The sequence below is a fragment of the Flavobacterium sp. genome (assembly GCF_046317795.1).
Classification (GTDB): domain Bacteria; phylum Bacteroidota; class Bacteroidia; order Flavobacteriales; family Flavobacteriaceae; genus Flavobacterium.
The window spans coordinates 1-2,616 of record NZ_JBKCVI010000033.1; the positions used below are offsets into that span (position 1 = coordinate 1).

5 protein-coding genes are annotated in these 2,616 nt (G+C 34.8%); all 5 read right to left on the bottom strand.

Going from position 1 to position 2,616, the window contains the following annotated elements; all coding sequences use genetic code 11:
- On the bottom strand, positions 1–825 hold an 825-nt coding region (locus ACK5ON_RS02300; protein WP_409819483.1), incomplete at its 3' end, for a proton-conducting transporter membrane subunit.
- 6 nt (positions 826–831) lie between these two features.
- Complete coding sequence (nuoK, locus tag ACK5ON_RS02305) at positions 832–1,152, bottom strand: NADH-quinone oxidoreductase subunit NuoK (RefSeq protein WP_409819486.1); 321 nt, start codon at positions 1,150–1,152, stop codon at positions 832–834.
- Positions 1,152–1,667, bottom strand: a complete 516-nt coding sequence (locus ACK5ON_RS02310; protein ID WP_409819489.1) for an NADH-quinone oxidoreductase subunit J — start codon at positions 1,665–1,667, stop codon at positions 1,152–1,154. The genes nuoK and ACK5ON_RS02310 overlap by 1 nt, the downstream gene beginning before the upstream one ends.
- The gene (locus ACK5ON_RS02315) at positions 1,667–2,218 is read right to left on the bottom strand and encodes a NuoI/complex I 23 kDa subunit family protein (protein ID WP_409819492.1); all 552 of its coding nucleotides are present in this window, start codon (positions 2,216–2,218) and stop codon (positions 1,667–1,669) included. The genes ACK5ON_RS02310 and ACK5ON_RS02315 overlap by 1 nt, the downstream gene beginning before the upstream one ends.
- A gap of 5 nt (positions 2,219–2,223) precedes the next feature.
- The coding region (locus ACK5ON_RS02320) for a complex I subunit 1/NuoH family protein (protein ID WP_409819495.1) at positions 2,224–2,616 on the bottom strand (393 nt) is incomplete at its 5' end.

A 2,616-nucleotide genomic window follows, 5' to 3' on the forward strand; every position in this document is an offset into this window, starting at 1 on the left:
GAAGTTCATTCTCGTTACCATAAAGATACCGGCGGTTACCATCGTTGCGGCATGAATTAATGCCGAAACTGGAGTTGGGCCAGCCATCGCATCGGGCAACCAAGTGTATAACGGTAATTGTGCTGATTTTCCACAAGCTCCGATGAATAGGCAAAGAGCAGCGATTCCTAATAAAATTGGAATCGTAGTTGTTGTGAAATTTAGGTTTGTTAAAGTTTGTTTTAATTCGGTATAATTTAATGTTGAAAACAAACTTCCTAAAATAAATATCCCAATCAAAAACCCTAAATCGCCAATACGATTCATGATAAAAGCTTTCTTAGCAGCATCGTTATACGATTGATTTTTATACCAAAATCCAATCAGTAAATACGAACACAATCCAACGCCTTCCCAACCGATGAACATGACTAATAAGTTGCTTCCAACGACTAACGTTATCATGAAAAACACGAACAAATTCAAATAAGCAAAAAACTTGTGCATATTCTCGTCATCGTGCATGTAGCTGATAGAGTAGAGGTGAATTAACGAACCAATTCCAGTAACAAATAATAACCACAATAAGGACAATTGGTCTAATAAAATACCAAAGTCTAATTTGAAATTACTCACTTGAATCCAGTCAAATAAAGAGATCTCGAATGGTTTTCCGTTTTGGTTCAATTGGGCAAAAAAGCAAATTGATAATAAAAACGAAACCACTACAGTCAATGTTCCGATGGCACCAGAAACGGTTCTGCTAACTTTTTTTCCAAGGAAAATATTGAAAAGAAATCCAACAAACGGAGATAAGAGTAATACTAAAGCTAAATTTTTTTCCATTCCAGATTATCCTTTTAAATTCTTTAAATTATCAATATCAATCGAACCCAAGTTTCGGAAAACAGAAACTAGAATCGCCAATCCCACAGCAACTTCTGCTGCTGCAACAGCCATCGAGAAAAACACAAATACTTGTCCTTCGGTATCTTGATGGTACGTTGAAAAAGCTACAAACAATAAGTTAACAGCATTCAACATAATCTCAATTGACATGAAAACGACAATGGCATTTCTGCGGTACAACACTCCAAAAACTCCAATACAAAAAAGCAGCACCGAAAGGAAAATGTAGTTTTCTATCCCTATTTCATTTAAAATATTGTTCATTATTTTTTCTCAGTTTTTTCTTTTTTAGACAATAAAACCACACCAATCATGGCTACTAATAATAAGATAGAGGCAAATTCAAATGGCACCATATATTCGTTTAATAATACGGTTCCCAATTTTCTAATGGATTGAAAATCCTCACCCGATGTATCATAATCACCCATAATGGTTTTTGAATTGATGAAAATTGTCACCAAAACGGCACTTATTACAATAAAAACCACTATAGCTCCAAGACGTGTAATACGAGGTTTATGAACTTCATCTTCCTTATTCAAATTCATCAACATGATCGTAAAAAGGAAAAGTACCATAATCGCACCCGAATATACTATAATATGAACTATAGCCAAGAACTGTGCGTTGAAAAGCAAATAATGTCCAGCAATCGAAAAAAAGCACAGTACTAAATATATGGCACTGTGAATTGGATTTCTACTGTAAATGGTTAAAAACGCCGTAGCCAAAGTGATGGCAGCTAAAAAATAGAATGTAATTAATATTGCCGACATTAGTTAACGTTTTTAAGCCCGGCTACCGCTGGCTGGTTGTTATTTTTCATAGCCATTTCCAAAGGCATAACCAATTTATCTTTCCCAAAAATAAAATCTTCTCTTTCATAATTTGCTGGAACCAATTCTTTGGAAAGCGTTAAATATATAGCGTCTTTCGGACAAGCTTCTTCACACAAACCGCAAAATATACATCTTAACATATTGATTTCATAAGACTCCGCATATTTCTCTTCACGGTATAATTTCTCTTCCCCTTTCTCTCTTTCAGCAGCAACCATTGTAATGGCCTCTGCAGGACAAGCAACAGCACAAAGTCCACAAGCGGTACAATTTTCTCTTCCCTCTTCATCTCTTTTTAGAACGTGCATCCCTCTGTAAACAGGAGCAAATTCACGTTGCTGTTCAGGATATTTCAATGTATTATGCTTGCGAAACAAGTGTTTCAATGTAATCCACATACCTCCAATAAATGCAGGTAAATAGATACTCTCAGCAAAAGTCATTTTTTTGTCTGAAACTACTTTTCTTTTATTTGATAAACTTTGCATAATTCTTAATTGTTAAACCAACCTTCGTTGAAAGCGATTACTAAACCAGTGATTAATAAATTGATTAAGGCAATTGGAATTAAACTTTTCCATCCTAAATGCATTAATTGATCAAAACGGAAACGAGGTAAAGTCCAACGAATCCACATAAAGACGAAGATGAAGAATACGATTTTAGCAAAAAACACTAAGGTTCCAATGATTGCTAAGGTATTACCGCTAAATGCATCCATTCCAGGGAAGTTATAACCACCAAAGAATAAGGAAGCAATAACTGCAGATGAAATAAACATATTGATGTATTCTGCAAATAAATAGAATCCTAATTTCATGGAACCATATTCAGTATGGTAACCACCAATCAATTCACTCTCACATTCTGGTAAATCAAATGGTGC